The sequence below is a fragment of the Ehrlichia muris subsp. eauclairensis genome (assembly GCF_051097115.1).
In the GTDB taxonomy this organism is placed as follows: Bacteria; Pseudomonadota; Alphaproteobacteria; order Rickettsiales; family Anaplasmataceae; genus Ehrlichia; species Ehrlichia muris.
Window position 1 is genome coordinate 363,702 of record NZ_CP118226.1, and the last position, 26,153, is coordinate 389,854.

23 protein-coding genes and 2 tRNA genes are annotated in these 26,153 nt (G+C 29.2%); 13 read left to right on the plus strand and 12 right to left on the minus strand.

The annotated features are described in order from the left end of the window. Positions 1–417: 417 nt before the first annotated feature. On the plus strand, positions 418–1,485 hold the full coding sequence (locus tag PVA18_RS01475; protein ID WP_045804791.1) for a hypothetical protein: 1,068 nt from the start codon (positions 418–420) through the stop codon (positions 1,483–1,485). A gap of 665 nt (positions 1,486–2,150) precedes the next feature. Here PVA18_RS01475 and folP (PVA18_RS01480) read toward each other — a convergent pair. Next, entirely contained in the window at positions 2,151–3,002 is an 852-nt protein-coding gene (gene folP / locus PVA18_RS01480; RefSeq protein WP_045805021.1) for a dihydropteroate synthase, read from the minus strand. A gap of 147 nt (positions 3,003–3,149) precedes the next feature. Further along, complete coding sequence (folP, locus tag PVA18_RS01485) at positions 3,150–3,992, minus strand: dihydropteroate synthase (protein WP_045804790.1); 843 nt, start codon at positions 3,990–3,992, stop codon at positions 3,150–3,152. 355 nt (positions 3,993–4,347) lie between these two features. Here folP (PVA18_RS01485) and PVA18_RS01490 point away from each other — a divergent pair, with 355 nt between their 5' ends. Both PVA18_RS01490 and PVA18_RS01495 read left to right on the plus strand, forming a co-directional pair. Then, a complete protein-coding gene (locus PVA18_RS01490) occupies positions 4,348–6,114 on the plus strand; it encodes a type I secretion system permease/ATPase (RefSeq protein ID WP_045804789.1) in 1,767 nt (588 codons plus the stop codon). Between the two features lie 805 nt (positions 6,115–6,919). Then, a complete protein-coding gene (locus tag PVA18_RS01495; protein WP_045804788.1) occupies positions 6,920–7,894 on the plus strand; it encodes a quinone oxidoreductase family protein in 975 nt (324 codons plus the stop codon). A 730-nt stretch (positions 7,895–8,624) separates the two neighbouring features. On the opposite strand, the gene PVA18_RS01500 is transcribed toward PVA18_RS01495, so the two are convergent. Next, positions 8,625–11,198 (minus strand): UvrD-helicase domain-containing protein, encoded by a 2,574-nt coding sequence (locus PVA18_RS01500; protein ID WP_045804787.1) that lies wholly within the window; start codon positions 11,196–11,198, stop codon positions 8,625–8,627. A 106-nt stretch (positions 11,199–11,304) separates the two neighbouring features. Between PVA18_RS01500 and PVA18_RS01505 the strand changes: the two genes are divergently transcribed. The 5 genes from PVA18_RS01505 to zapE all read left to right on the plus strand — a co-directional run bounded on the left by PVA18_RS01505 (position 11,305) and on the right by zapE (position 15,977). Continuing rightward, positions 11,305–11,922, plus strand: a complete 618-nt coding sequence (locus PVA18_RS01505) for a hypothetical protein (RefSeq protein ID WP_052692796.1) — start codon at positions 11,305–11,307, stop codon at positions 11,920–11,922. A 110-nt stretch (positions 11,923–12,032) separates the two neighbouring features. Beyond that, positions 12,033–12,374, plus strand: a complete 342-nt coding sequence (locus PVA18_RS01510; protein ID WP_231568504.1) for an ankyrin repeat domain-containing protein — start codon at positions 12,033–12,035, stop codon at positions 12,372–12,374. Positions 12,375–12,860: 486 nt separating this feature from the next. Next, positions 12,861–13,718 carry an SPFH domain-containing protein gene (locus PVA18_RS01515; protein WP_045804785.1) on the plus strand — a complete coding sequence of 286 codons (858 nt, stop codon included), beginning with the start codon at positions 12,861–12,863 and terminating at the stop codon, positions 13,716–13,718. A gap of 450 nt (positions 13,719–14,168) precedes the next feature. Continuing rightward, positions 14,169–14,507, plus strand: coding sequence for a hypothetical protein (locus tag PVA18_RS01520; RefSeq protein ID WP_045804784.1), 339 nt, complete (start codon positions 14,169–14,171; stop codon positions 14,505–14,507). 414 nt (positions 14,508–14,921) lie between these two features. Then, entirely contained in the window at positions 14,922–15,977 is a 1,056-nt protein-coding gene (gene zapE, locus PVA18_RS01525) for a cell division protein ZapE (protein WP_045804783.1), read from the plus strand. Between the two features lie 375 nt (positions 15,978–16,352). On the opposite strand, the gene hemH is transcribed toward zapE, so the two are convergent. From hemH to rlmB, 9 genes are all read right to left on the minus strand, one after another. Continuing rightward, on the minus strand, positions 16,353–17,342 hold the full coding sequence (gene hemH, locus PVA18_RS01530; protein WP_045804782.1) for a ferrochelatase: 990 nt from the start codon (positions 17,340–17,342) through the stop codon (positions 16,353–16,355). Positions 17,343–17,494: 152 nt separating this feature from the next. After that, positions 17,495–18,436, minus strand: a complete 942-nt coding sequence (locus tag PVA18_RS01535; protein ID WP_045804781.1) for a hypothetical protein — start codon at positions 18,434–18,436, stop codon at positions 17,495–17,497. A gap of 155 nt (positions 18,437–18,591) precedes the next feature. After that, the gene (locus PVA18_RS01540; RefSeq protein WP_045804780.1) at positions 18,592–18,960 is read right to left on the minus strand and encodes a cell division protein ZapA; all 369 of its coding nucleotides are present in this window, start codon (positions 18,958–18,960) and stop codon (positions 18,592–18,594) included. A gap of 5 nt (positions 18,961–18,965) precedes the next feature. Continuing rightward, on the minus strand, positions 18,966–19,247 hold the full coding sequence (locus PVA18_RS01545) for a DUF4164 domain-containing protein (protein ID WP_045804779.1): 282 nt from the start codon (positions 19,245–19,247) through the stop codon (positions 18,966–18,968). A gap of 32 nt (positions 19,248–19,279) precedes the next feature. Further along, entirely contained in the window at positions 19,280–19,543 is a 264-nt protein-coding gene (locus tag PVA18_RS01550; protein ID WP_024072238.1) for an HU family DNA-binding protein, read from the minus strand. A 5-nt stretch (positions 19,544–19,548) separates the two neighbouring features. Continuing rightward, positions 19,549–20,415: a signal peptide peptidase SppA gene (sppA, locus tag PVA18_RS01555; RefSeq protein ID WP_045804778.1), complete on the minus strand. Its 867-nt coding sequence runs from the start codon at positions 20,413–20,415 to the stop codon at positions 19,549–19,551. 13 nt (positions 20,416–20,428) lie between these two features. Continuing rightward, positions 20,429–22,132: a 30S ribosomal protein S1 gene (locus PVA18_RS01560; protein ID WP_045804777.1), complete on the minus strand. Its 1,704-nt coding sequence runs from the start codon at positions 22,130–22,132 to the stop codon at positions 20,429–20,431. A 65-nt stretch (positions 22,133–22,197) separates the two neighbouring features. After that, positions 22,198–22,842 carry a (d)CMP kinase gene (cmk, locus tag PVA18_RS01565; protein ID WP_045804776.1) on the minus strand — a complete coding sequence of 215 codons (645 nt, stop codon included), beginning with the start codon at positions 22,840–22,842 and terminating at the stop codon, positions 22,198–22,200. Next, positions 22,823–23,581: a 23S rRNA (guanosine(2251)-2'-O)-methyltransferase RlmB gene (gene rlmB, locus PVA18_RS01570; protein ID WP_045804775.1), complete on the minus strand. Its 759-nt coding sequence runs from the start codon at positions 23,579–23,581 to the stop codon at positions 22,823–22,825. Before rlmB ends, cmk begins: the two co-directional genes overlap by 20 nt. A 156-nt stretch (positions 23,582–23,737) precedes the next feature. Between rlmB and PVA18_RS01575 the strand changes: the two genes are divergently transcribed. The 5 genes from PVA18_RS01575 to rplC all read left to right on the plus strand — a co-directional run bounded on the left by PVA18_RS01575 (position 23,738) and on the right by rplC (position 26,149). Continuing rightward, positions 23,738–23,820: transfer RNA gene (locus tag PVA18_RS01575), tRNA-Tyr, on the plus strand. Between the two features lie 7 nt (positions 23,821–23,827). Further along, a tRNA-Gly gene (locus PVA18_RS01580) sits at positions 23,828–23,898 on the plus strand. A 41-nt stretch (positions 23,899–23,939) separates the two neighbouring features. Continuing rightward, entirely contained in the window at positions 23,940–25,127 is a 1,188-nt protein-coding gene (tuf, locus tag PVA18_RS01585; RefSeq protein WP_045804774.1) for an elongation factor Tu, read from the plus strand. 7 nt (positions 25,128–25,134) lie between these two features. Next, on the plus strand, positions 25,135–25,461 hold the full coding sequence (gene rpsJ / locus PVA18_RS01590; RefSeq protein WP_044194395.1) for a 30S ribosomal protein S10: 327 nt from the start codon (positions 25,135–25,137) through the stop codon (positions 25,459–25,461). Beyond that, on the plus strand, positions 25,454–26,149 hold the full coding sequence (gene rplC, locus PVA18_RS01595; protein ID WP_045804773.1) for a 50S ribosomal protein L3: 696 nt from the start codon (positions 25,454–25,456) through the stop codon (positions 26,147–26,149). Before rpsJ ends, rplC begins: the two co-directional genes overlap by 8 nt. Positions 26,150–26,153 lie beyond the last annotated feature (4 nt).

The window sequence follows — 26,153 nt, forward strand, 5'->3', positions numbered from 1 at the left end:
GTGTTAAAGTATATCACTGAATTTGTTTGAAAATTGGGAGCCCTAGAATTGCTAGTTAGTATCGTGTGTGTGTTAAAAATTATTCTAACAAATATAATTAACTTGTAATAGTGATATATTGTATCATGTAACTTGTTCAAATAAGAATTTTATATTAAGGGTAAATTATAATCACTTTATAAGCCACTGATTATCGCATGTTGGCTTAAAATATGACTTATGGAGTTTTAATCTTCTGTGTTATTAGATCAATGTAAGCAAAGCATGTCAAGGAATTACTATAAATAGTTAAGAGTTAGTTGATTTCTACTTTTTTACTATATTTATGAAAATATTAATTTATAACTTTAAGTTGTATACTGTAAGAGTTATTGTATTATATTAGTTTAATAATAAATAAATCAGTAAGGGGATAAAATGACTGTAATAATAAAATTCGGTATGGTCAATCTGATTGACAGTACCATGGAAATAATTTCTAAATATTTTGATATACATAAAAAAAATGACGCAGTGAAAAGTATATTGCGTGATTGTGTAAAAAAGCTAAGAACTGCAAGAAAAAAATTACAAGTATATAGAGGAAGGGAAGCTAGAGGGCATATAATTGAGGATGAACAATTTTATGAAGTGGAAGATGTAGTAAAAAAAGTTCTTATTATAATGTTTGAGATTGATATTGTCTACCAAGTACGATATGTCTCTGCAGATAAAATAACAGAATATAAAGCAGCTGTTAGCTCATTACTCAACCAAATAGTAAGATGCAAATCTTATGCTATTAAAGAAAGTGATAGACTTCCTAAAATTATAGGTAATACAGCGTTAAAACGCAATGCTTATAATTGTAAGCATATAGTAAAGTTTCTTAAGAGAGAAAAATTCCTTACTATGGAGGGATTCGATAAGGTTTGTACTGATGTAGGTTTAGATCCTAGTCTTTTAAAGCAGGTTATAGATCTATGCAGTTTTACTCTTATATTTGAAATTCTGGATCTTCGTTTAGTACAATTTCTTGTTGAAATGAGATTCTTTTCAAGCCAAAACACTAATATCATCAATATAACTAGAGATGATTATATAAAATTAATGCACCATATTATACTTTATAAGTGTTCTCAGTTTATTGAGGAAGAGAGTGCTGATATGCAAACAAGAAAGTTGCCTTGTTTTTCAACTGATTACGTTCGAAGTAATAATATACAAGGGAATCCATGTGTATGTTTAGGAATGACTTTATTTGTAACGCAAGCTCTGTTTAATGGATTTGGTATATTATTAGTATTGCTACATATTAATAATATGGTGAGTCTATGTTATGATATTAAGGATATGTCAATTGGTATATGTTCTGTAAATATAATTTTAAGTGCTATAGCTCTTACATTAGTTTTTGTTGGTAAGAAACTACATCAAAAAGATTATATGTTATTAACAGATATAGATGTAAGTAATCTTGGCACTGTTGAAAGTATAGATTTGTAGTTTTTTATGTATTTTGTAAATGGTATACATAATTATGTTATTTATTGCTTGTATACATGATTACTGGAACTTAATAACTTACTGTTATTTAAATAACAGCTTGTAAATCTTTAGTTTTGTGTATATCGTAAAATAATGGTAAAGAATCCGATATATATAGTTATCTGATACTTTAATTGCTTTTTATAGTGCATATCAAATATGCATTACTAAGTACAACCTTCTATTTCTATTAGAGCATATACGTATTTATATGTTTAGATTTTATATGAAGGTGAAAATGATGATAAGTCAGCTAGTATAATAGATTACTTGATATCCTTTACTTCAGATAATGTATGTTTTTTCCAAATACAGCTTTCTATTGTTTATAAGGACTATGTATATTTTGGATGCATATCATTGAATTTTATATGTAGCCAGTGAATCATGATAAGTTGGTTATATACAGTTTTACTTCATGACATGTTATTGTGCATGTATACTTTCTCTAAATACAGCTTCCTGTGTTCTCTAGAGATTGTATACATTTTGGATACATATCATTGAATTTTATCAGCCAAGAAATAATGATAAGTACAGCCACATACAATTACTTATAACCCTTTAATTTACAATATGTTATTGTGCATATAGTGTAATTTTGCATTGTAATGTTCTATTTTCTATAGAGAATCATATACATCTTTTAATGTGATTTGTGGCATCTTTTTTAAAAGTCCAAATGCTTCACTGTGTATATGAACGTTATGTACCCTAAAAAAGTCTATATTCTTGTAAAATAAGATTGTTGATGTTACTAGTGTAGCATTATCTCGAGTCGAATCATGTGATGCGAATGGCATGAAACAGGACTTTCGTGAGTGACCAAGACATATTGGATATCTTAGTATTTTTAATTTATCAATGTTTTTCATTATATATAGTGACTGCATGCCATTTTTACCAATACCTATTCCTGGATCAACAATGATCCTGTCCCTACTAATGCCTCCATCTATTAATTTTTGTGTACGATCTTCTAACCATGAGATGATTTCATTTATTGGATTTTTACCTTTTGGTATGAAATTTCCTTTAATTAATGGCACTCCTAGATTGTGAGAAATTAAGATTTTGGCAGTACTGTTCTTTAATACTGATATCATGTTGGGATCGTGTAATCCAGTGCAATCATTTATTATATCTGCATTTAATGCTAATGCTTTTTCTGCAGTTTTTGCATTTCTAGTATCTACACTTACTTGAACATTACGACTATGGGCAATTTCTATAACTTGTGGTAATATGCTTTCTAGTCTTTTCCACTCTTCTTCTTGTGTGGTTAGGGTATCATCACTTTCATATATGTACCTTGGTTTTCCAGATTCTGCACCAACATCTACGATATCTGCTCCTCCATCAATTAAATATTCTGCGTGTTTGATTCCTTTATCAACAGTAAAAAACTTTCCTCCGTCTGAAAATGAATCAGGGGTATAATTTAAAATGCCTATTATTTTTGTATTAAATGTCATGACAATACTCATGTTTAAAGAAAAATTTTATGAAAAGTAACCATATATTTATTTTGCTTTTATGCTTTGCTTAAGTTTGGTGTTAATACAATTACGTATCATGTTATAATAGGTTTATTAAACTACCAAGTGAAAAAAGCTTTTAATTTATATATTATCCAAGCTTGTTTGATGCATTTTTCTTAGTAAGTTAAGTGCTTCATTATGTAAGTGAGTATTATGTACTCTGATAAATTCTATACCTTTTTGAAACAAGAAAATTGATATTGCTAGTGTAGCATTGTCACGTGTTGGATCATTTAATGTACATGAAGTTAGGAAAAATTTTCGTGAGTGTCCAACATATATTTTGTGATTTAAAATTTTTAATCTCTCAATGTTGTTTAATATATAGAATGATTGACTGGCAATTTTGTTAAATCCTATACCTGGATCAATAATTATTCTCTTTTTATCAATGCCTGCATTTGTTAATTTTTCAATACACTTTTTTGCCCATAGAACAATTTCATTAATTGGATCACGATCTTTTGGAATAGTAACATTTTTAATTAAAGGTATGCCTAAATTATGAGTAATTATAACGTTAACAGAACTGTTTTTTATTACCTGAAGCATGTTATTATCTGATAATGTACTTACATCATTTATATAATCAACATTCAATTCGATAGCTTTTTCAGCGGTTTTTGCATGTCTGGTATCTATGCTTACTTGAACATTATGACTATGAGCTATTTCTATTGTTTTAGGCAGTATATTTTTTAATCTGTTCCACTCTTCTGTTTGAGATATTGAATTGTTTCCATATTGTGTATACAAGTATGTGGGTCTTGTTGATTCTGCGCCTATGTCTATTATACTGGCTCCCCCATCAATCAAGTATTTAACTCGTTGTAATGCTTTGTCTATATTAAAAAACTTTCCTCCGTCTGAAAATGAGTCAGGAGTGTAATTTAAAATACCAACTAGTTTTGTATTAAGTTTCATTGATTTTATCTGAAAAATAGTGCTATAAGTACTAGCGATATAAATTGCAATAGCACCCTCATTATCATTATTTTGTTCCTGTGTTTAATATAAAATTCGTTGCTTATAGCCATTAATACTACTCCAGACACTAAAGATATTAGAGTCAATGATACGAAAACTAAAATTATTATTAATGATGCTGTATTGCTAAACATGATTATACAATCTAAAGATACACTGCATTATATCATAATAGTATAACTTTATTTCAATTAAAAATTATTTATATGAAAATATATTAAATATCTGTATTGTTTACTTAGATGAACATATTGTAGTATGTACACAATATATTAATTGTTTAGAGGAATGTGTGGAAGAAGTAAATTTTAACTTTCAGGCAATAAAGGAACTAAAGAAAAGTGTTCTATATACTAGTTTAGAAAAGTGTAAAAGTGTTTTTTGGTTTATTTTTTGGTTTAGTTCTGCTATTAATTTGCTCATGTTATTTTTACCATTATATACTTCTCAAGTTTTAGATAGAGTACTTTCAAGTGGTAGTGTATCTACTTTAATCATGTTAAGCGTTATTACAGTTACTGCTTTTGCTTGTTCTTCTATATTAGAAATTTGTAGATCTCTAGTTATGGCTAAAGTTGGTGACTGGATAGATAAGGTTGTTACTCCTGATCTTATTGTGAAGTCTATTAGCTTGACTTCGGTTAAGTCATCTACTTCAAGTGGAGAAGTACTTCGTGATTTAGCTGTTGTTAAAAATTTTATTACTGGTTTTGGTATATTTTCACTATTTGATACTCCATGGGCAGTTTTATATCTTATTGCTATTTTTATGATACACAGTGTAACAGGTTATATTGCTGTAATAGGGATAGTGTTGTTAACTAGTATGGCTATTTGGAATGAGTTAGCAACAAAAAAGATACTGCAGGAAGCTAGTGAAGAAGGAGTGCGTAATATTCTATCAATAGATGTTGCAACTCGTAACGCTGAAGTAGTTGAAGCTATGGGGATGGTTAATCATATTGTAGATGATTGGGCAAAGAAAAATGATAGAAATAGGGAAATGCAAATTAAAGCACAAAATCGTTCGAATTTAATTTCTGGAATGACTAAATTTATTAGATCAATGTTACAGATCTCAGTTATAGGGATTGGAGGATTCCTTGCAGTTCTTGGTCTGAAAACTGCTGGAGGTATTATTGCTTCATCAATCTTAATGAGTAGGGTATTAGCTCCATTTGAAGCATTAATTAATACTTGGAAAATGTTAATATCAGCGAGGATATCTTATAAGAGATTGCAAATATTGCTTTTAGCTTCTCCAAAGAGGGAGCAAACTATGTCTTTACCAGCTCCTACTGGAAGGGTTGTTTTTGATCGTGTATTCTTCACTCCTTATGGTAGTAATAAGCCTACTATTAAGGGTGTATCTTTTTCAATAGAAGTTGGAGATATTGTTGGTGTTATAGGGCATAGTGCTTCTGGGAAGTCTACAATAGCAAAATTGTTAGTAGGTGTATGGAAACCAATATCAGGTGTTGTCAGACTTGATAGTGCAGATGTTTATACATGGAATAGAGAAGATTTTGGACATTATATTGGTTACCTTCCTCAAGATGTTGAATTGTTTAATGCTTCAGTGAAAGTTAATATTGCAAGAATGATGCCAAATCCTGATGCAAATGAAGTTGTAAAAGCTGCTCAAATTGCTGGCGTACATGAATTAATACTTGGCTTGCCAAATGGATATGACACAGTTATTGGTGCTAGTGGGGTAATATTATCTGGAGGACAAAAACAAATGATAGGATTAGCAAGGGCCTTTTATGGTGATATAAAGCTTCTAGTCCTTGATGAACCAAATGCTAATTTAGATGGGAAATCTGAAGCAAGTTTGATTAATGCCTTACTTTATGCAAAGAAAAATGGTATTACTACTTTTATTATGACTCATAAGATACAGTTACTTAATGCCGTTGATAAGGTTATAGTTATGTCTGATGGTATGGTTAGTGGTATTGGTACTAAGGATGAAATTTTGAGTAAAATTGTTCCTAATTATAATCCACCAAGCTCTCAACCTAAACAACAGGATAAACCATTAGTAGAGGAGTCATAAGGAAACAATATGTTACTTATGTGTTATTGCTTAGTCATTGGTAAGATATAATTTTTTCAAGCTAAATTAAACTCTTTAATTAGAACAAGTAGAGGTACTGTTATATGATTGATAGTCAGAGGAGATGTAGGTTTATGTGATTCTAATTTTAGAGAATGATTAATATGCTAAAATTCTTTTGATTGTTGCTAGTAATCAATCGTAAGTATTGTATAGCTTACTTGTTAGGTGTGATAAATCCATTGTGTTTGTAGGTGCTGATTTGCAAACATTTCTCAATAAAAGTATATTGTAGTATTATTGCTGTACGACTTTTCAAGGATTCATGAATAAGAAATTACTTATTACATAGGTATTAATATAATAAAATGGTGGAATCTGAACTTACAAATAATGACTATTATAAAATCACCACATTAGTTAAAATTAATGTTCTTATACTAGAGGGTTATTAGAATGTTGATTGGTTATATAACTAGCAGGTTAAATATACTGTTTGTTATTGTTAAATATATGTGCATGTAACTTTTCATATATAGTCCGATTTATGATAATGATTTTATAGATGCTATTTGAAAATTCATTGTTGATTATAAGATAAATTTTGTTGTGGCTTGGCTTCCTTTGGAAAGTTTATAGTGATTTTTTACAATATGTTTATTGTTATATTAAGTTTTAATGTATGTACTAAAGTATAGTGCTGTTTGTTATTAATTAATATTGATGTCTTAGATTTAAAGGATATTATTTAGCTGCTAGCTAAGTAGCTTGAGTATGATTGTGTTTTATTTAATTATGTGATGTTATGGTAAAGATTATTGTTATTAGTGAAACTGGTGGTTCTGAAGTTTTGAAATATGTTAATCATAATATTGGGGAACCTAAAGATGGTGAGGTGTTAATAAAACATAGAGCTATTGGGTTAAATCGCTATGATATTGAATGCCGTAATGGTATGCGTAAAAACAAAAAGCTGCCTACTATTTTAGGAGTTGAGGCAGTAGGGGTTATAGAAAGAGTAGGAAAAGATGTTGAGGTATTTAATGTTGGGGACAGAGTAGGCTATTGTACTGTGTCTGGAGGTGCCTATTCTGAGAAAAGACTTATTAATCAAAAATATTTAGTTAGAATACCTGATGATATTACAGATCAAGTAGCAGCTGCAGTGTTATTTAAAGGTATGACAGCACATTATCTTACACACTTAGTTTATGCTATACGTCCTAATACTTTTGCTTTAGTACATGGAGCAACAGGTGGTGTAGGTCAGATATTGTGTCAATGGGCCAATTATAAAGGATGTAAAGTTATAGGTGTAGTTAGTTCTGATGATAGAGCAAATATTGCCTTACGTTCTGGGTGTTCATATGTGGTGAATTATAGTAGTAGTGATTTTGTTAAACAAGTAATGGAAATTACTCACGGTTCTGGTGTTAATGTAGTTTATGATTCTATAGGTGCGTTAACTAGTAAAGTATCTTTTGAATCTCTATGTATTTTTGGTATTTATGTTTCTTATGGTCAGATATCAGGAGCTATTTCAAATATTAGTGCTTCTATGTTAAGTTCTAGATCATTATTTTTTACTTCTCCTTTGGTGTTTCATTATAAGCGTTCTAGCTTTGATTTAGCTATGACAGCCATGGAAATGTTTGAAGTGATAAGGAGAAATTATATAAAAGTTAGTATAAATAAAATTTACAGATTTGATGATATAGTAGCTGCACATAAAGATTTGGAGAATAGGAAACTTACCGGATCAAATATTATTGAGTTGTAGATGTTTTTAAGTGAGTGAAAAATATTTTGCTTTATTAACTAAAGTAGTTATTATTCTATTGAATTTACAATCTTTTTAGTAAAAATTATAGTGAAACAATTACAGTTAAAAGTTAATCATTTTTTGTGAAATATTTAGTTTTTAACATATACTATAGCGTAGCATATTACTTATAAACGATATTTCATACTTACAATGATAAGTTGGTGTGTAATATTGTAGATTGATATCTTTTGTGTTTAAGTTAGCACATAATTCATACTGCATTTGCAATGGCACATGATAGAAATAGTACTAAGTTTAAAAAAGCTTGTTTAATAGTTTTATTGTGTACTAATGGTGTATTGTAGAGGGTATTGCACTGAAAATACGATAAATTGTAAGGTGACACTGGCAAGTGTTTTGTATATAAATGTAATGTTTTATATGTGTGGTTGTAGTGTTTTATTATAAACATTCTTAATTATATGTAAGGCTTATATGAAAGTAATAATGATGCTGAAGATGTCATGAATAATAAATCGTGGTGGGAAAGTTTCTTGTATATAAATGTAATGTATATGTTGTGGTTGTAATATTTTATTATAATCATTCAAGATATATAGAATTGGGTGTGAAACGTCTGTTGTTGTGTTGAAATTAACGTGTATTTTTAAATATAAGTTTATATTGGCAATAATAAAATTACCATAATTTAATACACATCTCTCTTGAAAATAGTATTGCACTACTATTCATCAAGATATAAAACTTCTGCTTTTCCCTGTGTTATTGGCTGTAGATCAATGAATTTTTTCTTATATATACAGTTTGTGTTGTAGATTATATTGTACCATGACTTATTTTGTATGGGTGGTATTCCAGTAATATATAACTCATCTTCTGCTCTGGTGATAGCTACGTAAAGTAGTCTTAAATATTCATTGTATTCGTTACTCTTTTGTTGGGATTTCAGGTTTTCACAGAAATCATTTATGTCATTGCGTATCCAAAATGGGGTATGTTCTTCATCAAATACTAGCTGAGTTTCACTTTTTGAAATGGTTGTTGTATCTGATAAGAATACTATAGGGGATTGCATACCCTTTGCGTTATGTATTGTCATGATTTTTACATAATCTTGTCTGAGATTAATGTCGCTTTTTATTTCTGGATTAGTATTTTTTATCCAATGTATAAATGCTTGTAATGAATTCAGATTATGGGATTCGGATTGTATTAATAGATTAATGAATTCTCCTATGATTTCTATGCTTGATTGACCTAAGCGCTTTATAAATTTATGTTTATGTTCTGATATAATATGGTGGTATAAATTTAAAGGGTTATGCAGTTGTGATATATCAATTAGTTGTTTTAGATACTTTGATATAGTACTAAACTTTAATTGTAATTCTTTCCACAAATATGTGTTATTCCTGTTGTATGCTAGGTGGAATATCTGCTCCTCAGTGAATTCAAAAATTGGTGATTTTAATAAACCTATTAAAGCCAAGTCATTTTCTGGTAATAATAAAAATTCTCCTAGATTGATCAGGTCTTGGATTACTGTGTAATCCATTATTTTAAACTTATCTCTTTCTAATGTGGGGACATCTAGTTTTTTTAATGCTGTTATAATATGATCTATGAAAGAAGTCCTGTGTCTTACTAGTATTAAGAAGTCCCCTGCTGTTATAGGACGATTTTTTGCTAATATAATTCTTTTATTAATTATCCATGTGTGAATTTTCTTTGCAATAGTTGATGCAAGTAATAGGTTGGGGTCTTGGTAAGCTTGATTTTCAAGATCCAATGAAAAACTTTTATTGTTTTTAATGTTAATTATAGGCCATATCTCTACATATCCTGGGTCGTTTTTTCGAAAGATTTCATGTTTAATTTTTGTTGTGTTAAAGGATATTTCTTGGCAGAAATTATTAAATACTTTGTCTACTAATTTTAAGATAGGTGGTGTTGATCTGAATGATTGTGTGAGATGTAATATTTTTTGTTTATATTGGCTGCTTTGTTGTGCAAAATAATGACACATAGGGTCAAAATAATCAGGCCTTGCATTTTGAAAACCATATATTGATTGTTTTATATCTCCTACGATGAATAACGTTTTTGGTTCTTCGGTTGTACCTATACCAGAGAAGAAATCATTACATAATTGTAAAATAATATTCCATTGTTTTATGCTGTTGTCTTGTGATTCGTCAATTAACAAATGATCTATTTTACTATCTAATTGGAATAATATCCAATCTTTATATGCTGGATTTGTTAGCAAATTTAATGCTAGATCTATAATATCATTATGATCTAGATAATTTAGTTTTTGTTTATCTTGTTGGTATAGTTTTATAAAACATTTTGCAATTTCAATAAGATGGATAGTACGTTCTGCTATTTTATTGCTATAAAAAATTTTTGTAAAATTTAGTATTTCTTCTTGTATATCTAGAATAATTTTTTCTGCTTCAGGAAAATCAGTTAATGTATTTTTTGTGATTATTGATGATATAGATTTTTTTTCTAAAGATGGTAAATTAATAAATATTTTTGCGTATTCATTTAATTTTTGTAATTTGTATTTTTGTAGTGAATTACTCCACTTAGCTAGTTTATCACTAATTTTTTTATCTCTTATACTTCCTTCACTTAAAATTTTGATTAAATAATTAAGAGTGTGATTATCAATAGGTAATAATTGACATGGTTTCATGTTATGGATGTTAAGTTTTTGATATACTGAGCCTTGATTGAGATTATAATGCTGTTTACTTAATAGTTTGTATAGTAAGTCATAAATTGTAGCTTCCGTTATCTCATGTGAAATGGCTGATAAGTGGTGTGTTATTGTGGAATCATACAGTAATTTATGAAAAATTTTTGGAAAAGATTCTGTAAAATCTTTAATAGTGCAGTTAGGAGAAATTCCTGCTTCTATTGGAAAAGTGGATATTAACTGATAACAAAAGCTATGTATGGTTTTTACTGAAAGTGATACATTTTGTAAATTATTAAATAATTCCCTTGCTCTTTTGAATTCTTTTGGAGTTATTTGAGTTGGAATAATATCTTGTAGTGCTTTTTTTAGTTCTTCATTTTTTAATATTATCCAAGTACTTAGGATTGAATGTATACGTTCTGTCATTTCGTGTGCTGCTGCATTTGTGAATGTTAAGCAAAGTATATTTTTATGGCCTGTCACTAATAATCTTAATACTCTGTTGACTAATATTCTTGTTTTTCCTGTGCCAGCTGATGCAGATATCCATATGAAAGAATAAAAAGGATTAGTTGCAATATTGTTCATCTAATGTATAATCCACAATATTTCTATTTTTAATGTTAATAAAAAATTATACTTATAACAGTAATTATTGTTAAATAAAAGATTTTATTAGTTAAGAGAGTCTTTAATGAATCAGTTATTTCTATTTGTGATGATAATAAGTTTTATCAATTCAACAGTTGGTTTCACATATGATTTGCATTCTAGTGATAATGCTTATGATGTTAATACAAAAGATGTAAAGTATCTTGATAAAAAAAAGTCTGCTGATTACGATGATACCTATGCTCAACGTAACGATTATGATTTAGATGATAGTAAAAAAGATATGTACGGCGATGAGTTTGATGATGATTTAGATGATAGTAAAAAAGATATGTACGGTGATGAGCTTGATGATGATTTAGATGATAGTAAAAAAGATATGTATGATGATGAGTTTGATGATGATTTAGATGATAGTAAAAAAGATATGTATGATGATGAGTTTGATGATGATCTATATGAAGAAGATTATTATAATCAGATGGACAACGATGAAGATGATAAAGAGTTTAATGATGATGAAGGCGTGTCAGTAGAAGAAAATGATGATGCTACTCAAGATGTTAATGATCAGGATATTAATATTGAAAGTAAGAAGATATCTGATAGTAGTTCACTTAAATCTGGTGATGAAAAAAAAGATCGGCAGTTAAAAGTTCCAGATAAATCTAATGGTAAAAAAAAACTTCTGAAGTATTAGAAGATGTATCTCAGGTACAGCAAAATGAAGTAAAAGCAAGTAATGTTTCATATAAATGGCCATTTAGAAGAAATATTATAGAGGGCATTGAGAAATCACAATATAATAAAATGAATCAGCATCTTCCAAAAATATATAGTGTTGAAGATTATTACATACAAATTTTTTACTGTATAACACAGAATGACCTTTCTGGATTGAGATCTTTGATTAATAAATTGCAAGAATTAGGTGTAAGTTTATCAACTATACTGTATGAGGTGCGTACTTCAGATGTGGGGGATAATTTGTTAACCTATGCTGTAAGGCAAAGAAAGTTGGATATAGTAAGGTTTTTATTGTCAATAGGTGCTGATTCAAATTTTACTAATTATAATAATGAAACTCCTTTGAGTATATCTATGAAGAATGGTAGCATTGATATAGCTCATGCTATAATTATTGCACAATAAAACTTTTCGATGTATTATCGGTATATATTTTGTGTATTACAGTAATTGTTTTATATGAGCTTTAACTAATTAAGAAATTCAAAAGACCAAGTAAGTTATTTTATACTTTAAGGTGTATCACTTTTTCATATCACTATATGACATAGTAAAATACCACTTGGTCAGCTATCTTCCATAAAATAACAGAATGTAGCCTATGATTTACTATGCAAACCATTGCATAAGCATGCATTATAATTTTAATCAGAACTGAGTATATCAAAAACTTAACATCAATAACGTGAACCCATGTTGATTATTGTCTATTGATAATGCTCTGAAATTTTTGGAACTTAACATTCAATCTAACATGAATTGATTTAGAATAATTAAGCTGATTGAATTAATAAAGTATACATAAATGTACTATATTGATGTTTTTGTGTATAGTACGTAAGAATTTTGCTAATTGTTAAAAATAATGTTCATGTTTGTAGGAGGCGTATTGTGAATAATAAAGAATTTTATGATAAAAAATTAGTACATATTAATGGATTTTCAGTGATATTTTGGTGTATTATTTTTATTTGCTTGTTGTTGTTTGGTATATATTATGGGAGTTTTGTGATTATTTTACCAATGTCTTTACTGTCATTAATTTGTACGTTTATTATTCCAAGTGGTTTTTTTGTTAATAATCCTAATGAAGCAAAAGTTGTTGAGTTTTTTGGAAATTATATTGGAACTATATTTAAATCAGGGTTTTTTTGGACTATTCCATTTGTTAGCATGAGGTCAATTTCATTGAAAGTAAGGAATATTAATATCAATAAGATTAAAGTAAATGATTTTAATGGTAATCCAATAGAGATAGCTGCTGTAGTTGTTTGGCGAGTGATAAGTCCTGCTAAAGCTTGCCTTAATGTGGGTGATTATCAAGAGTTTATTAATATTCAAAGTGAAACTGCAGTTAGAGAACTGGCTGGTATCTATCCATATGATGCTGAGGATAACAATGAATCTTTGCGTAATAATTCTACACAGATCTCGTCTAAGTTACGTGATATGCTACAAAATAGATTAGATATTGTAGGTATTGTTGTAGAAGATGCAAGAATATCACATTTAGCTTATTCTGCTGAGATAGCTCAAATTATGTTAAGAAGGCAGCAAGCAAAAGCGATTACTAATGCTAGGGGATATATAGTAAGGAATGCAATTATTATGGTAGATGAGATATTAAAACATTTTGAGCTACAATATCAAATCAATCTTTCTGATGAGCAAAGAATTAAACTTGTCAATAATCTTCTAGTATCTCTAATTTCGGAACAAGGTGCTCAACCTACTATTAATATAGAATAATACCCTGCATTGATATTACTAAATGAGGTCTCAATGTGCTATGGAATACTTTGAATTATTTTATAGTTACTTAGTAGGTTTATATAAGTGCTGTATCCGTTTTGTATAGTATAACTTAAAATGTGATCAGCTTTGAAGTATATATGTTGTATAATTATTTTGTTACAACGCAAGAGTAATATTGTTTACTATACTGAATATATACATAAGTATGTATATATTACTTTAATTGTATTGATCAAATTTTTCTCCATATAAGTAATTAATTTAGTTATTTCGAAGATAATGCATTTGTAATTTGCTGCTGATCTTGGTGTATTAAAGTGGCATTTAGTAGTATAAGGGATATTTTCGTAAAAAATAAATAACACTTGTGAATGATTTATCCAACTCTTGCTTTTTGTTTTTCCTAAGTTTTGAATAAAAATATTTTAACAAGATAGGTTAATTATGAGTTATGATTCATTAAATTTTTATGAATATTATGATACATATGATGTAGACTGTACAGATTGTGTATGTGATAATAGAGTATTAGAAGAATATATGTCTTATCAGTCAATGTGGAAAGCAGTAATACTTCAGGCAATAATTGATTCAACATCTAATTATAGAAGAATGGAAAATAAACTTGAAAAAGTAAAAGCTACTAATTGGTTAAATGATTTTTCAAAAGATTTTATAACTGTTTGTCATTTTGCAGGATATAATCCTTTAAATATCCAAAGTAAAACAAAGAGCATTATCTCAAATAATAGAATTTTAAATGAAGATAAAGCTAGAAATTAGATAAATTAGGTCTCAGCTGTATAATTTAGTTTTACTGTTAAACAATCTGATAGTTGGGATTTTTGATTTATATAGGTACTAGTGATGATAATGAATATTTGTTTTTTTAATCTTTTTAAATAATTTTATTGATAAGCTTATATAATAGAGAAGTATTTGTTTTTATCAGAGCTCTAGATTAATACATGGCTTATGTTAGTAGTATTATAAATATAAAGATACAAGCTAATTTTGCATCTAGTATTATACATAAAGATCTCAACTTGTATAACTTTTAGTTTTGCTGTTAAATAATTTGCAAGTTGAGATTTTATTTATTCTGAATATAGAATGAAATATTGAAGGTAATAAATAATAACTTTTTATATAAACCTTTTTAGAAATTATGTTGATGTTTTATGAACAATGGAAAAAATGAAAAAAATTTTAGATAACTATTATTTTATGATAAATAATGGTGAAATTACTTATGATGAGCAGCAAGTTAATCTATTAAAACAATTAACACCGTACGTATCTGTTGAAAAATTTTGTCACTTTTTGCCTATAAAAAAGAGATTGAAAAAAGTTGGAATGTACATATATGGAGAAGTAGGTAGAGGGAAGTCAATGATTACAGATCTCTATTATAATTCTTGCGAAATAGAAAAGAAAAAGCGACAGTATTTCAATCAGTTTATGAAAACAGTACATACTTTATTACATGAATTTAAATCATCTCATATTAAGGATCCACTTTATAAAGTTGCTAAAGTAATAATTCGTAATGTAGATTTGTTGTGCCTAGATGAAATACAGGTGTATGATATTTGTGATGCTATGATATTAAGTCGATTGTTTTCTGTTATTTTTGATCAGAAAGTTATTGTCATGATGACCTCGAATTACGCACCTGTAGAACTTTATCAAGATGGTATTCAGAGACAATGTTTTGAACCTGTAGTATCATTGATAATTGAGAGAATGCATGTTGTGCATTTATCTGGGAAACAAGACTATCGTACTATAAAAGGTTTAGAAGTAGATAATATATATTTCATAGGAGAGAATTCTTATCTAAAATTATCTAAATTGTTTCTTGAAATGGCTAATAATAAGAAAGTAAAACCTGTAATGTTACATGTTTTTGGAAGAGATATAAAGGTAAGTAAAACTTTTGATGATACTGCATGGTTCGATTTTGATGAGTTATGCGGAAGAGCATTATGGGTATCAGATTATCAGGAAATAGTACGTAATTTTTCAGTAATATTTATTGCAGGTGTTCCTATATTTAATCATTACAATCAAAATGAGATGCGTAGATTTACTATTCTAATAGATGAATTATACGAAAACAAAGTTAAAATTTTTTGCTCTCTTGCTGCAGAGCCTCAGTTATTGTATTACTTACAAGAAATCCCTATGGATTTTCAGCGTACAGTTTCGCGTTTGATAGAAATGCGATCTCCATCTTACTGTAAGATTTGATCTGTTGTGAATTTGTAGTAGATTTTATTATTGAAGATATTTAGCATTATTGCTGTAATTATTAGACTATTATTAAGTTTTGAGCATTTTAGTGTATAACAGTAAAAATAATTACAAAATTGTGGTATGGGCTTATTATAAGTTGATAGATAGAGTCATTTTTGTAATATTGTAAATATGTGATTTATTGGTTATATAAGTTTTGCTTATGAAAAATAATCTCAGGATACATTTTAATTTTGTATGCACATTTTTTTAAGCACTTGGTGTAATAGCATGTAATGCTTGTTGCTACTTAATGATTGTAAATCCAAACTCATGTTTTTCTTTTAATATTAGTTTTGATTATCTCTGATGTTATTATATAAGTTTTACTTATTCAGTGGAATTATATAAAACTTTAAAACACGTTTTACATTGGATAGGACATGGGCTTTTATGCTGGTCTTGTGTGCATATTTCTTTTAAACACTTAATGTAATATTCATTGTTGCTTAACGTTGGAACTCTAAAGAACATGTTTTCCTTTGATATTATTTTTTTATATTCTATATCTAATTCTACTAGAGTTTCAGAATTTTCTGATACAAATGATATAGGAACTAATACTATAGGTACATTGTCTTGTATTGCTTGATGAATTTCTGATATTGTACTAGGTTCTAACCATTTTACAGGGCCGACCTTACTCTGATAACATATTTTATAATCTAATGATAGTATATCTAAAGATTTAACAATTAATGATACAGTTTGTTCTATTTGATACTGGTATGGGTCACCTTGTTGTATTATGCGTAATGGTAAACTATGTGCTGAAAATAATATTCTTGGTAATCCATAGTTTTGTGCTTCTTGATATTTTTCTGTGATTAATTGACATTGTGCTTTTATGTATTTTTCGTTGTTATAATAGCAGCAGATTACTGAAATAGGGAACTGAAATTTGCTTTTCTTCATGTGGTAATGCCAGTGCTGAATAGCTGATAGTGTAGTAGTTGTTGAATAATGTGGGTATAACGGTATTAGAATGATTTTATTTGGATGGTATTGACATACAGATTTTACTGTCTCTTCAGCTGAGGGTTTTGAATATCGCATGAATACAAAAACCTTATATTGGGGTTTTTCATTGTGATCATTTAGTATGTGTTCAAGAGAAGAAGCTTGTACTTTTGTTTCATTTAATATAGGGGATTGTCCACTAAGGTGTTTATATATTGCTACTGCCTTCCTCTTTCTCAACAATGAAATTAATGTTGCTAGTATAAACCTTAAAGGATTGGCTAAATTTATAATATTTCTATCATAAAATAAATTGAATAAAAAAGGTCTTACCTCAGATAGTGACTGAGGCCCACCCATATTAAATAATATTACTGCTACTCTTGGCACATGCTAATTGTTTACTTATGACTTGGTAGGTTAACACATATAATGTTAGTTATCAAGTAAAGATTAGTTGTCCAGAACTGCAAGTTAAATGTACATTATTTATATTAATGTACTGATGATTTCTACATCCTGCTGCATCCCATGTGACAATGGGTGGTAGTTGTTTCTGTTTCTGTGTTTTTCGATGTGGTGCAATCTACTAACATTTCATCAAGGTATGATATGGGAGATCTAGAAGATGTTTTATCATGTTTTATTATTTTAGCATTTAATATTCCGAGGCTGCATGCTACTAGTAAATCTCTAGCTCCTGCATATAAGAAACTAGACATATGCTGAAGATGTTCTGTAGAATGTGTAAACTTTAGGGAACTTTGAGAGCCATTGAGTATATGATATAGTGATATGCTGATATCAAGAATAAGATTGAATGGAAGCTCTAGTATCCCTATAGTAAAAAGAGTTAATTCTATAACTGCTTTTATTCCTGTTAAAGGACTCATTAGGATAGAAAGAAGTAAGGTTTTTATTATAGGTAATGCAGTAGTATTATTATATTCTGTGGTATATGCTGTGGGTTCCTGAGAAGTAGGTATTATAAAGTTTATGTAGTCATTGTTAGCTACAGAAGCATTTCTGTATATTGGGTGACCTATTGTCTTGCAGCAATCTTTTCTTATCCCTAATATTCTTAGAGTCATACAAATCATTATCATAATACCCATACATACGGCTAAACATAACAGATATGTTTCTAATGGTGTGAATTGTCCTCCAAAAATGTTTCGTCCTGAGTAATGTATCACAAGAAATACTGCAGGCATGACAATCATAACTTCAAGAAATGGAATAATATGATTTTTTATCTGATACTGTGTATTTTTTGTGCTATCTTTAATGATTGTTCTTTGAAGATCTGACATGTGCTTTCCATAACACATATTATAAAGTGATAGCTCTAATAAAGTAATAGCACTCAAATGAAAAAGTAACCATCCTTTAAAACCGCAAAACAATGAATTTTTCAGCTTGACGTGTAGATCTGTAAATTTTGACATATCCATATAATGCTACCTAATTGATGTAATATGACATTATACTTTAGTTTTTTATTTAGTATATAGGAATATTTATTCAATATATATGATAAATCTAATATTCCTGTAGTGTGTGGTTTTGTTAACTTTTTTAAGTAATAAATAAAATGGAGGCATATAAACTAGAAAGATTTTTCTAAATTATGAATTAATTTTTCTATTCTTAATAAGGTATGTGATGAGATATTACTTATCTCATTTTTGAGTTTTAAATAGTCATCAAAATATTTCTTATACATTAACATTTCATCTTTTGTTTTTTTTAGTTGAATTTTTAGCTCGTTTTTCTCATCTTCTAGTGTTAATCCTGCTAGTAAAAATATTAAAGCATCAGAACCTTTACCTTTTTCTGCACTTGATATTGAATTAACTAATTTATTGAACTTATCTACTAAGTTAAGCAAGTGGTATTGTTCTGTCTTATTACATGCTAATCTGTATTTGTTATTTCTGACAGTAATTTCAATAACTTGTGGATTAGAGCTATTCACTTAACTTACTCCTTTTTTAAAATAGCCTGGATGTTTTCTATTGTAGCATTTAAACGATTGATAACTTCGTGGCATGTCTCCTTCCAATTGTTACATTCATTTGTTTTGCTTATAAGCTGTTTATCTAATTTGTTCTTTTCTTCAGTAAGTAATTCTATAGTTGCTTTATACTGTGATATATTGTTTTTATGACTTAATTTTTGTGCTAATAAAGATTCTAACCTATCAAATGCTTCATCTAAATTCTGCTGAAATTCTGAATTATGAAAGTTATTTATTTGATTCATAATAAACCATCTAATTTATATTTAGTTATAGCTTATTGATTTATCAGCTTGATAAATTTATTACTAGCTCTAAAGTATACCTTCCGATATTTATTTTTTGCTAACCTTGTATTAGCAATTTTTATATTATAACTCCTTACTGTAAATGATCCAAAACCTCTTAATTCTACTCTGCAATCATTCTTTAAGTAATCTATAATTAATGAAAAAAATATATTTAATATTTTAGATATTATCTCCTCACTGAGAGAAGGATTTTTTTTGGATATATGTTGAATTAAATGTGATTTTAACATGATATTTATTTGTTAATATAATAATGAATAACTTGAGATATAACTGAGCTTACATTTCCAAATATAGATTGATATGATTTTTTTGATAAGGTTTTGACTTTTTTTGTGTTAATATTTTGTGAATGAAACCAAGCCATTGCTTCATCTTCTCCGCCGATTTGGTCAATTAGCCCTATAGATAATGCTTCTGATCCTGTGTACACACTGCCATTTGCTATTTTCAGTACTTGACTCTTTTCCATTTTCCTGCGATCTGCTACCACATCAACAAAGTACTCATAATATTCTTTAATAATACGACGTATTGATTCTTCTTTTTCCTTTGTTAATTCTTCAAAAGGGGATGTTTCTGCTTTTAAATCTGAAGATTTTATTGATTTTAAAGAAATACCCATTTTTTCTGCTAAAGAACTAATACCAATATATTGCATTAACACACCAATAGAACCAGTAATAGTAGTGTGACGAGATATTATATGATCTGCAGCAACTGCAGCCATGTACCCACCTGATGCAGCAAAATCATTCAATAATGCAACTACTGGTTTATTTTTCGAAACGTTACGTATACTTTGATATAAAATCTCACTACCTGTTACTGAACCTCCTGGACTATTGATATTTAATATTAACCCTGTAATGTTATTACTTTCAGCAACCCTTTTCAGTAACATATACGTTTCGTTATTTGTTTCAATTTTACCTTCAATATTGATTTTAGCAATATACTGATTATCTAAAAAGTTACTGACATTTGATAGATCAACGTAGTTACCCAACATTAGTGATATAAATATCATAAAGAATGCTAAGATCCTCCATAACTTTACTCTGGAATTTAATATTTCTATTTTTAGTAACTGGTCAGACATGAGGTAACCCGATTCAATGCTTCAATGATAATATCATATTATAAGTTTCAATAAGCAATACTTCAGCCTCTAACTTGTCTCCTGGAAAGAACTTCTTATTATCAGGTAAATATTCTTGCTCAATCAAAAGATTAAAGCTATTTGATCCGTTAAATACATCAACTAATATGCCAGTATCTTCAACAACTTTGGTGACTGTAACTGGTATGTTATCTCCTAAGTTAGTTTTCTTTAGTAAGTCAAGAAAAGGATCATATTCTAGTTGTTTTATTCCAAGATCTATTTTGCTTTTGTTTGGATTTATCATTAATATTTTTGCTTCTACATAATCCCCAACACTATATTTTTTTATTGCTGCTTCTGGCGATAAAGACCAACTTAATTCTGTAGTACGTATTAAGCCTTCAATGCCATCATTGAGTGTGTTGTCTTGGAATGAAACAAATATACCAAGATTTGTGATATTTTTTATTTTTGTGGATACAACAGAACCTAAAGGATATTTCAGCGTAAATGCTTGCCATGGATTATCTTGGCACCTTTTCATGCTAAGACTCATACGGCTTTTAGTTGTATCTATACTTAATACTTTAACCTGAATTTCTTCACCCCTCATAAACAGCTGATTTATAGGTAAAGAATTTTTTGTCCAACTTACTTCAGATACATGAACTAACCCTTCTATTCCTGTTTCTAATTCAACAAAAACACCATACTCTTCAATACTTGTTACAATACCTTTATGAACACTATCAACAGGATATTTTTTCTCAATATTTGACCATGGACTCTCTTCTAATTGTTTTACACCAAGAGAAATTTTCTTATTTTCACGATCAATCTTTATAATTTTTGTTTTTACAGTTTGACCGCATGAAAAAACAGCTGAAGGGTGACTTACACGGCTCCATGATATGTCAGTTATATGTAATAGTCCATCAACCACACCGACTGAAGGAGATTCATGTATTTCTATAAACACACCATACTTAGTTATACTTTTAACTTTACCTTCAATAATATCTCCTTCGTTCAATTGATTGAGATATAAACTTTTAGCATCTGCAAGAGACTCTTCTAGTATAGCTTTCCTTGATACTACAATATTGCCTTGCTTTTTATCCATCTTTAATATACGAAATTTTTGCTTTTTGCCTAACAGCGGAGTAATATCTTTAACTTGTCTTAAAGCTACATGACTTGCTGGTAAAAATGCTACAACACCTTTTATATCAACAGTATACCCACACTTAATTGAACTGAATATTACACCTTCAACGTCTTCTTTCTTTTCTGCAGCTTCTTCAAGTTTCTGCCATAACTCATCTCTGATAGCTTTCTCTCTGCTCAGTACTACACTGCCATTACGACCTTCTATTTTCTCTAAATATAGCTTTACTTTGGATCCTATGCCAATGTTTTGATAATCATCACCGAGCTCAAATTCTTTAAGTGAAATGATACTTTCAGATTTTAATCCGGAATCTATTGTTACATATCCTTTGTCTATGCAGATAATAGTACCTTCTATTATTTGTCCTTCTTTTACGCTGTCATCAATGAATCCTTTCAATGCATGCTGAAATTCTGAGCTACTATTATTATCAAAATCTTCTGTTTCAAGATTATGGCTAATAAACTTATTAGATTTTATTTTTTTAATATTATGCAAATAATTGTCTGATTCTAAATTTGGTTTTGTTTGAAGATTTTCCATAAAATATAGCCTATTTTAAAATTAGCAAAAGCAGTAAAAATCATATTATTATTATTTACCATACTTTACAAGTAGGTTTTTATTTTTTCTTTAATATATGAAAATACCTGTTCCTTAGTCATGTATGAAGCATTAATGTATAATGCGTCTTTTACCTGTATCAAGGGTGAGAATTCTCTATAAGTATCCCTAATATCTCGTTCTATTATCTGCTGATGTATTGTTTTATACATTTGTTTTTTCTGATGTAACATTTCTTTGAATCTTCTTTGCGCTCTAATGGATGTTTGTGCTGTAATAAAAATTTTAAAATCTGCATTAGGAAAGACTACAGAAGATGTATCCCTACCATCAAGAATGATTCCTGATTTTGCTGAATAGATAAGTCTACGCTGTATAGGTAATAACGCAAGCCTAATATGTTTGTGTCTTGCTAAAATTGAAGCAATCTTACCTATGTCTTCATTGTTGTATAATGTAGTATTACTATCCTCTAGAAGTAATGATAATATTCTTTCTTCTAAGTTGCTATCAATTTTTAAATTATTTTGTGCTGATATTCCAAATATTGCAGCTATTATCCTATATATTTTTCCTGTATCTAAATATTGAAAATTAAGGAAGTTTGCTAATTTCCTAGCTAAACTTCCTTTTCCTGAAGCAGAAGGACCATCAATTGTTATAACGAAATTATTGCAATGCTTGGTCATGATTTTGTATAAAAACAGAATATAATGCTATAGCTGCTGCATTTGATACATTTAAGCTATCGATTTTTCCTGATATTGCAATTTTTAATAAAAAATCACAATTTTCTTTTGTTAATTTGCGCATTCCTTTGTTTTCTGCTCCAAAAATTATTAATTTTTTTCTGTCTAGTGTTGTTTTGTGTAAAAATTCTCCTTCTTTTGCATCAAACCCATAGCACCAGTAACCTTCTTTTTTTAACAATTTTATTGTATTGACTATATTTATTACATATACAATTGGGATCATTTCGATAGCACCACTTGAGGTTTTTGACATGCCACAATTTTCTGAAGGTGAATTATGATATGGTAGTATAATAGCATCTACATTAAAACATACAGCTGATCTGATAATGGATCCTATATTATGGATATCTGTAACTTGGTCTAAGAGTATTATTGTTGAATTTTCTTGAGATGTATTTAATACTTCTTCTATTGTTATTGAATTAATAATTGATGCTTTTAATACAATGCCTTGATGATTGCTATTATGTGGTAAAAGTGAATTGATATAATTAAGGCTTACTTGTTTTAAATTTATATTATTTTGTTTGCATAATTCTGAAATTTTAGATATTTCGTTATTGTTTTGCATAAAGTTTTTTGTTACTAAAAGTTCATAGCACTCCCTATTTTTGTTTTGCAAAGCAGCAATGCATGCGTGTTTTCCGTAAATCCATACTTTACTTTTATTCATAGAAATGTTGTTGTTATTTTTGACTTTTTTTAATTAGATGTTGACATATTGTAATCTTTAATTTAGTTAAATCAATTCTAATCTAAATTTTTTTGGTATCGTTTTTTGTTTTTTTATGTTAATTAATAAGATATTAGGTTAGCGTTAGTGTTTTTAGGAGGAGTGGCCGAGTGGTCTAAGGCAACAGACTGTAAATCTGTCCACTGACGTGATCGTAGGTTCAAATCCTACCTCCTCCACGGTTATGCGGGTATAGCTCAATGGTAGAGTCTCAGCCTTCCAAGCTGACTATGTGGGTTCGATTCCCACTATCCGCTCTTTATTTGAGATGGTTTAACGGTGTTAAAGGTATAGTGTTATGGTAGAGGAAAGGAAACCACATATAAATGTAGGGACAATAGGGCATGTTGATCACGGCAAGACAACATTGACAGCAGCGTTAACAACAGTGTTAGCGAAGAGATTAAGTGGAGAAGGTAATAAGAGTGTAAAATATGATGAAATAGATAAAGCACCAGAAGAGAAAGCAAGAGGTATAACCATTTCAACGGCACATGTAGAATATGAAACAGAAAGTAGACATTATGCTCATGTAGATTGTCCAGGACATGCTGATTATATAAAAAATATGATAACAGGTGCTGCGCAGATGGATGCAGCAATATTAGTAGTATCTGCAACTGATGGAGCAATGCCTCAAACAAGAGAACATATACTATTAGCAAAACAAGTTGGAGTAAAAGACATAGTAGTATGGATGAATAAATGTGATGTTGTAGATGATGAAGAGATGTTATCATTAGTTGAAATGGAGATAAGAGAATTATTGTCAAAATATGGATATCCAGGGGATGATATAGATGTTGTCAGAGGGTCTGCAGTTAAGGCATTAGAAGAAGAGACAGGCTCAGGTGTGTGGAGTGAAAAGATTATGGAATTGATGAATGCCTTAGAAAAGATAAGTTTACCGACAAGAGAAAAAGATAAGCCATTTTTAATGTCAATAGAGGATGTATTTTCAATACCTGGAAGGGGTACAGTAGTAACAGGAAGGATAGAAAGAGGAGTAATCAAAGTAGGGGATAAAATAGAGATAGTAGGATTACGTGATGTACAAAGCACAGTATGTACAGGAGTTGAAATGTTTCATAAAGCATTAGATGCAGGTGAAGCAGGTGATAATGCTGGTATATTATTAAGAGGGATAAAGAAGGAAGATGTAGAAAGGGGGCAAGTATTAAGTGCGCCTGGTCAGATACATTCATATAAAAAATTCAAGGCAGAGGTATATATATTAAAGAAAGAAGAAGGTGGTAGACATACGCCATTTTTCTCAAATTATCAGCCACAATTTTATGTTAGAACGACTGATGTAACAGGAAGTATAAAATTACCTGATGGAGTTGAGATGGTAATGCCTGGAGATAATATAAATATCGAAGTAAGTTTAGATAAGCCTGTTGCTATTGATAAGGGATTGAGATTTGCAATTCGTGAAGGTGGTAGAACTGTAGGCTCTGGTATTATTACTGAAATTTTGGAGTAGGTATTTTATGGTGACGCAAAAGATATATATTGAGCTTAAGGCATTTGATAGTTGTTTATTGGATAGGTCTGCACGTAGTATTATTTTGACTGCTAAGAGGAGTGGTGCGCGTGTTAATGGTCCAATTTTTTTTCCTCGTAAGATTATGAAGTTTATTGTTAATCGATCTACTCATGTTGACAAAAAATCTAGAGAACAATTTGAAATTAGAACTCATAAGCGTTTAATTAGTCTGCCAAAAGCTAATTCTACAATTATTCAAGCATTAATGAGCTTGCAATTACCTGCTGGTGTAGATGTTAAGGTTAAGGTGATTGGGGGTAACAATGGCTAAAAGAATAGGATTATTTTTAGAAAAGGTAGGTCATACTGCAATTTTTGATAATGAAGGTAAAAGAGTACCAGTTACTTTATTGCATTTAAGAAATTCTTTTATTATTTCTACAAAGACTAAAGATGTTCATGGTTATAATGCTGTGGTATTAGGTGTGGAAGCTTCTGTTAATCTAAAGAAGCCTCAGTCAAAGATTTTAGAAAGAAGAAATATTACTGCTAAGTGTAAGATTTTTGAATCTAAGGTTGATAGTCTAGATAATCTAGTAGAAGGTGCTAAGATTTCTATTACTCATTTTGTTAAAGGTCAGTACGTTGATGTTACTGGATATTCTTTAGGAAAAGGTTTTGCTGGTGTTATGAAGCGACATAATTTTAAGGGATTAAAAGCATCTCATGGTGTTTCTATTGCTCATAGATCTCAAGGTTCAACAGGTCAGTGTCAAGATCCTGGTAGGGTATATAAAGGAAAAAAAATGGCTGGTCATTTAGGAGATAGTAAAGTAACAGTACAAAATCTTAAAGTTATTTTAGTTGACCAAGAAAGATCTTTATTAGTTGTAAAAGGTAATAATATTCCTGGGGCTAAGGGGTCTTATATTTTTGTGAAGGATGCTATAAAAAAGTCAGCGCCAAAGAATTCTTTTCCTGTGTGTGTTGAAGATTTAAAATTAGATAATGTTGTGTGAGCTC